At 57.8% G+C, this 6,130-nt stretch carries 6 protein-coding genes; 5 read left to right on the top strand and 1 reads right to left on the bottom strand.

Going from position 1 to position 6,130, the window contains the following annotated elements; all coding sequences use genetic code 11:
• From ABYT07_RS18125 to ABYT07_RS18145, 5 genes are all read left to right on the top strand, one after another.
• Positions 1 to 484: hydantoinase B/oxoprolinase family protein (locus tag ABYT07_RS18125; protein WP_372993422.1), on the top strand; the 484-nt coding region annotated here is incomplete at its 5' end.
• Positions 481 to 2,547, top strand: a complete 2,067-nt coding sequence (locus ABYT07_RS18130) for a hydantoinase/oxoprolinase family protein (RefSeq protein WP_372993423.1) — start codon at positions 481 to 483, stop codon at positions 2,545 to 2,547. The genes ABYT07_RS18125 and ABYT07_RS18130, both read left to right, overlap by 4 nt.
• Complete coding sequence (locus tag ABYT07_RS18135; RefSeq protein WP_372993424.1) at positions 2,544 to 3,146, top strand: cysteine hydrolase family protein; 603 nt, start codon at positions 2,544 to 2,546, stop codon at positions 3,144 to 3,146. The genes ABYT07_RS18130 and ABYT07_RS18135 overlap by 4 nt, the downstream gene beginning before the upstream one ends.
• Entirely contained in the window at positions 3,143 to 4,003 is an 861-nt protein-coding gene (locus ABYT07_RS18140; protein ID WP_372993425.1) for an oxaloacetate decarboxylase, read from the top strand. Before ABYT07_RS18135 ends, ABYT07_RS18140 begins: the two co-directional genes overlap by 4 nt.
• Complete coding sequence (locus ABYT07_RS18145; protein ID WP_372993426.1) at positions 3,990 to 5,357, top strand: FAD-dependent oxidoreductase; 1,368 nt, start codon at positions 3,990 to 3,992, stop codon at positions 5,355 to 5,357. The genes ABYT07_RS18140 and ABYT07_RS18145 overlap by 14 nt, the downstream gene beginning before the upstream one ends.
• On the opposite strand, the gene ABYT07_RS18150 is transcribed toward ABYT07_RS18145, so the two are convergent.
• On the bottom strand, positions 5,354 to 6,130 hold a 777-nt coding region (locus ABYT07_RS18150; protein ID WP_372993427.1), incomplete at its 5' end, for a chromosome partitioning protein ParB. The two genes, ABYT07_RS18145 and ABYT07_RS18150, sit on opposite strands and share 4 nt — an antisense overlap.

Here is a 6,130-nt window from a genome sequence, read left to right on the forward strand (position 1 = left end):
CCACGGCAACGCACCTATTTCCACTGCTACCATCCCCCCGATGGAGATCCTTGAGGCCGCCTATCCTGTAATGTTCAAACAATGGGCCTTGCGACCTGACAGTGCTGGTGCCGGTATGCACCGTGGCGGTATGGGCGCGACATATGAAATCGAGGTTCTTGAGGAATCCGCAACGGCATTTCTGTTTGGTGAGCGCGGGCGTTTTGCCCCAAAGGGTGCCGCTGGCGGCGGCGATGCTGCCATGAATGTGTTTGCCTATGAACAGGCCGACGGATGGCACACCCCGCCGATGGCGTCCAAAATGGTCGGGATCAAATTGCAGCGTGGCCAATCCGTGCGGCTCGATACGCCAGGCGGCGGTGGATATGGCCCCGCAGCAGACCGCGCCGCATCGGATGTCGCAAAAGACGTCGCAGGCGGGTTGCTGACGCCTGAACATGCGACCCTAACTTACGGAAATGCGTGGAAAGAGGTGACACAATGACCAGTTCAAACCGGATGATCGGCGTTGATGTCGGCGGAACTTTTACAGACATTTTCGTACTGGACGAGGCGACAGGCACGGCGCAAGTCGCCAAAGTCCCCACCTCGAGGCCCGATCAATCGGGCGGCTTCCTATCGGGGATCAGCGCGCGGGTTGATGACCTGTCGACCGTTTCGGTCGTCGTGCACGGCACCACGGCTGGCACCAACGCGCTACTTGAACGAAAAGGGGCCAAGATCGGCGTGATCACGACGATGGGTCTGCGCGATGTGCTGGAAATGCGCCGCCGTGACCGGCCCCGCACGTGGGGGCTGCGCGGTGATTTCTCCCCTGTGGTGGACCGGGCCCTACGACTTGAAGTACCCGAGCGTACGCTGGCCGACGGCACAATCCGTACGCCCGTCGATCTGGAAGCCGTGCGTGCTGCGGCCCAAACGCTTATCGATCGCGACTGCCTTGCTGTCGCTATTCTCTTCGCGAACTCTTACGCCAACGCCGAAAATGAACGTCTAGCTGTCGAAGCGGTGCGTGCCATGTGGCCTAATGCACATGTTTCCGCGTCATCAGAAATTCTGCCGGAAATCCGCGAATTCGAACGCTTTTCCACCACCGCCCTGAACGCCTATCTGCAACCCGAAGTTTCGGGCTATTTAGCCAGGTTAGAGACTGCTTTGAAAGAAGGTGGTTTTGCCGGGGAATTCATGATCGTGCAGTCAAATGGCGGCGTGATGGATGTAGATACGGCCGCGAAACTGCCCGTGCGCACCGCCCTTTCGGGCCCCGCCGCGGGTGTGATTGCAGCCGGGTATATCGCCCAAGCTGCAGGATACCCCGATGTCATCACCGGCGACATGGGCGGTACATCATTTGACGTCAGCCTGATCGCCAAGGGCCAGTCGATGCTGTCACCACAGACGTCAATTGATTTTGGCATGGTTGTCCGGTCACCAATGATCGAGATTACCACCATCGGTGCCGGCGGCGGGTCTATTGCGTGGGTGGACAAGGGCGGCCTGCTGAACATCGGACCAGAAAGCGCGGGATCCACGCCCGGTCCTGTCTCCTACGGCCAAGGCAATACGCGCCCTACCGTAACGGATGCCAATGTCGTTTTGGGCCGTATCGACCCCGACAACCCCATTGGCGGCAAACTGGACCGCTTGGATGTAGATGCCGCCAAGGCAGCTATTCTTGAACATGTCGGCAAACCTTTGAACCTTGATGCACTCCAAGCAGCCGAGGCAATCTTGAGGGTTGCAAACAGCCGCATGGCCGGTGCGCTGCGATTAGTATCTATTGAAAGGGGTTTCGACCCTAAACGGTTTGCGTTCATGCCCTTCGGCGGCGGCGGTGCCCTGCATTCCGGTGCCATGATGGACGAAGTCGGGCTGGCCCGCTCCATTGTCCCGCGGTATCCTGGTGTAACGTCGGCGATGGGCTGCGTGATCGCTGACATGCGGCAAGATTTCGTGCAAACGATCAACGCGGCGCTGACCGGCATCGACCTTTCTGCACTGACAAGTTTCATGCAAACCCATGTCGACAGCGGTCTTGCCACACTTGATGCATCGCGGACGCATTTCGAAGGGCGCGATACTGAATTTACCCTCGACATGGCCTATCTGGGGCAAACACATACCGTTTCCGTACCCCTGCCCGTGACCGTCACCAACGGCAGGGTCACGCCACCGACCGAAGACGAGATCGCAACAGCCTTTGACACGGCATATCGTGCCACCTACGGGCGTCTTTTGGACAACGGCACGCGGCGTGTGATCAATCTGCGCTCTGCTATCACGGGGCGGCGCCCCCGTTTTGACCTTGCGACCCTCGCCCCCCAAGGCGGGACCATCGAAGCCGCATTCAAAGGCACCCGCGACGTGCATTTCGCGGGCGCGTGGCACGAGACCAAGCTTTATCGCCGTCTTGAATTGCCCGTCGGTGCAGAAATCCCCGGCCCCGCGATCCTTGAGCAACCGGACACCACCGTCTTGATCGAACCGGGCCTTGTGGGCAAAGTCGACGCCTACGGAAACACTCTGATCGAAAGGGCAACAACATGATCCCGTCTTCGACTGCTTTGCTGACAATCGATCTGCAGAACGACTTTTTGCACCCCGACGGGGCGTATGGTCGTGCTGGTCAAGGTGCTGACAGTATCCTTGCCCTCCCCGACCGGATTGCACCCTTGAAACAGGCTCTAATAAGGGCCGGCGGCACTTATATCTCGGCGCAGTTCACGCTTGTACCGGGCCGGAACGGTGAACCTTTGATCGCGGAGCACTTGAAAAAACTACGGCCCTTCCTGACCAAGGGGGATTTCGCGCCCGGCAGCTTTGGCCATGCCCTGACTGACACGCTGGCACCGGCCGACTTCACGATTGAGAAGGTCGCTTACTCCGCCTTTTACCAAACGAGGCTGGAGTATGTATTGCGCAAAATGCAAATCGACACGTTGATTATTGGTGGAATCGTGACAAATGGCGGCGTGGCCAGCACAGTTCGCGATGCGCATCTGCGCGACATTCACACTATTCTGTTGTCCGATGGCTGCGCGGCCTTCAATGATGATATCCACGATGCTACGCTTAAATCCCTTGGGTCCGTGACTGAAGCCATGACCTGTTCAGCAGCGACAGCGCTGCTTGGGGGTGCCCCATGACCCTGCGTAGCCGCCTGACCCAACCTGAAATTCTAGTAGCTCCCGGCGTCTATGACGGGCTGACCGCAGCACTGGCCAGCGCTGCCGGGTTCGAGGTTCTGTATCTGTCCGGAGCCGCCGTCGCCTATACGCGCCTTGGTCGGCCAGATATCGGCCTTAGCACTGCCTCCGAAATGGCAGATACCATGGCGCTGATTGCGGACCGCACAGACCTCCCCGTCATCATGGATGCCGATACCGGGTTTGGCAATGCGCTGAACGCGCGCCGGACGATGCAAAGCTATGAGCGCGCCGGTGCTGCCGCCTTGCAAGTTGAAGACCAGACATACCCTAAAAAATGCGGTCATCTATCGGATAAGTCATTGATTTCAAGCGGTGAAATGGCTGGAAAGATTGCAGCCATGGCCGATGCAAGACGCCATGATACGCTGATTATCGCGCGAACCGATGCCATTGCCGTTGAAGGGTTTGACGCCGCTATCGACCGCGCAGGCCGCTATATTGAGGCAGGTGCCGATGTGCTGTTTGTCGAAGCCCCTCGCGACAGTGGCGAACTGGCCAAAATTGCCGATACGTTCAAAGGCCGTGTGCCGTTGCTGGCCAATATGGTCGAAGGTGGTGCCACGCCGATTTCATCTGCAAACACCCTGCAAGACATGGGTTTCGATATCGTGATCTTTCCCGGTGGGATTGTTCGCGCTCTGGCAAAAACTGCGCAAGAATACTATACAAGCCTAAAAAATGCAGGGTCTAACAAGCCATTTTCTGACCGCATGCACGATTTCGACGGTCTGAATGCTGCCATTGGGACCCCAGAAATGCTTGACCTTGGAAAGCGTTTTGATGGGAAATCCTGACGTCACCCAAACCCCTGATACATTCGATCTTCCGGTCGAAACTCTGATCATCGGCGCTGGCGCTTGTGGCATGGTCGCTGCCCTCGCGGCACATGAGGCGGGCCAAGACGTGTTGTTGATTGAAGCGGACCCCATGCCCAGTGGTTCTACTGCGCTCAGCGCGGGGCTTGTGCCCGCTGCGGGCACGCGGTTTCAATCGGCAGCAGGCATCGACGATAGCGCGGCCCGTTTCGCCGGCGATATCCAAGCCAAAGCCCATGATGAAAATGATCTAGATCTGGTGATGACGATGGCCGAAACCGCCGGGTCAGTGATTGAATGGTTGGCGGACAGCCATGGCCTGCCCTTTTCGCTCGTCACTGATTTTGATTACCCCGGACATAGCCGCAGACGAATGCATGGTTTGCCTACCCGTTCCGGTCAGGAATTGATCGACACTTTACGCGCACAGGTCGAAGCACTGGACATTCCTTTGATCTGCAATCGGCGTGCGAATAGGCTCTATTCAGGAGGAATTCGGGTTTCTGGCGCGCAACTGACCCTTCCGGATGGTAGCACCGAAACAGTCGGCTGTGATCGTCTGATACTTGCCTGTAATGGATTTGGCGGCAACCGCGCGATGGTGTCCGAATACATGGCTGAAATCGACAACGCTGTCTGGTTTGGCCATGATGGCAACAGGGGTGAGGCGATCCGTTGGGGGCACGCGCTTGGGGCCAAAACACGACATCTGGGCGCGTATCAAGGGCACGGCAACGTCGCACATCCTCATGGGATTTTGATCACCTGGGCGACGATTACCGAAGGCGGCGTTCAGGTTAATACACAAGGCCAGCGATTCTGGAACGAATCCCAAGGCTATTCCGAAGCCGCCCGCGCCGTGCTTGCCCAACCAGACGGGGTGGCGTGGGTTGTTTTCGATAGCCGAATTGCTGACATTGCCCGACAGTTCGAGGATTTCAAACAAGCCGAAAAGCAGGGCGCTGTGATGACAGCGGAAACGCTAGAAGAACTAGCCGCCAAAGCGGGGCTGCCAAGCGATGAATTATCGCAGACTATTACAGAAATCCCGATGGGCGGCGTTGACCTATTCGGGCGGACATGGGGCAGTACATTGCTGGCACCACCATTTTGCGCGGTGAAGGTCACGGGCGCATTGTTCCATACACAGGGCGGCCTTGAAATAGATACGCTGACGGCGAAAGTACGGCGTGCCACGCAGGGTACGTTTGACAATCTCTATGCCGCTGGCGGTGCTGCCTGCGGCGTGTCGGGGGCTGGCGACAGCGGCTATCTATCCGGAAACGGGCTTCTTGCCGCAATGACTTTGGGATACATCGCCGGACGCGGTTAACTGTTTTCCAGCTTGTCGCGAATGTCGATCATGATCGTTTCGATCATCTGCGCCGACAGCCCCTTGCCTGTAAGCCGGATCGCGAAGCCGTCAGAGTCGGCTTCGCGCCGTATGGTCACCCCTGTCGAGGTGGTTAGAATATCGGCACCGGTCCAATGCGTATCTGGTCTGGCTTTGGGGCGTCCACCCCGACTGCGATCCTGAGGTGTCGCGGACTGCTCCAGCAGAACCCCTTCTATAAGCGTCCATTCGGTTTTAGCGTCGGTCCCCTGCCCTGCCCCCAAGACCTCGCGCAGACGCGCTTCGCTACCGTTACGCAGCGCAGCTGCCAAGCGCAGCCCATCTTTTTCCCGCATCCCTTCGGGGAATTCTAGCATATCACCAAGTTCTTCAAAGATCATCGCAAAGGACCGTATCTTGCTGCGCTTGGCCTTGGATGCAGCGGCGAACATCTCGGCGACGGCATCTTGGGTGCTGGCAAATGCCCCTTGTTGGGCCGCGATGACTGCAATGCGACCGCGCTCGTAATGGCTTAGGTCCTGGCGAATTTCGTTCTCTTCGACCATCGCTACAAAGGCACCGCCCATTTGGTCTGGATCGCGTAAAACCGCCTTAATGGTTTTGAATTTGCCGTTCCCGGACCGTGCATAAAGGTTTTGTTGCGCGATCAAGCGGCGATACCCGGATAACAAACCGTATTGTTTGCCAGTGGCGGACCCTTTCAACAAATAGACCTCGATCGGCATGCGCAATCCGTTGGCATTGATCGAAAA

It is taken from the genome of Sulfitobacter sp. (assembly GCF_041552635.1).
Lineage (GTDB): Bacteria > Pseudomonadota > Alphaproteobacteria > Rhodobacterales > Rhodobacteraceae > Sulfitobacter.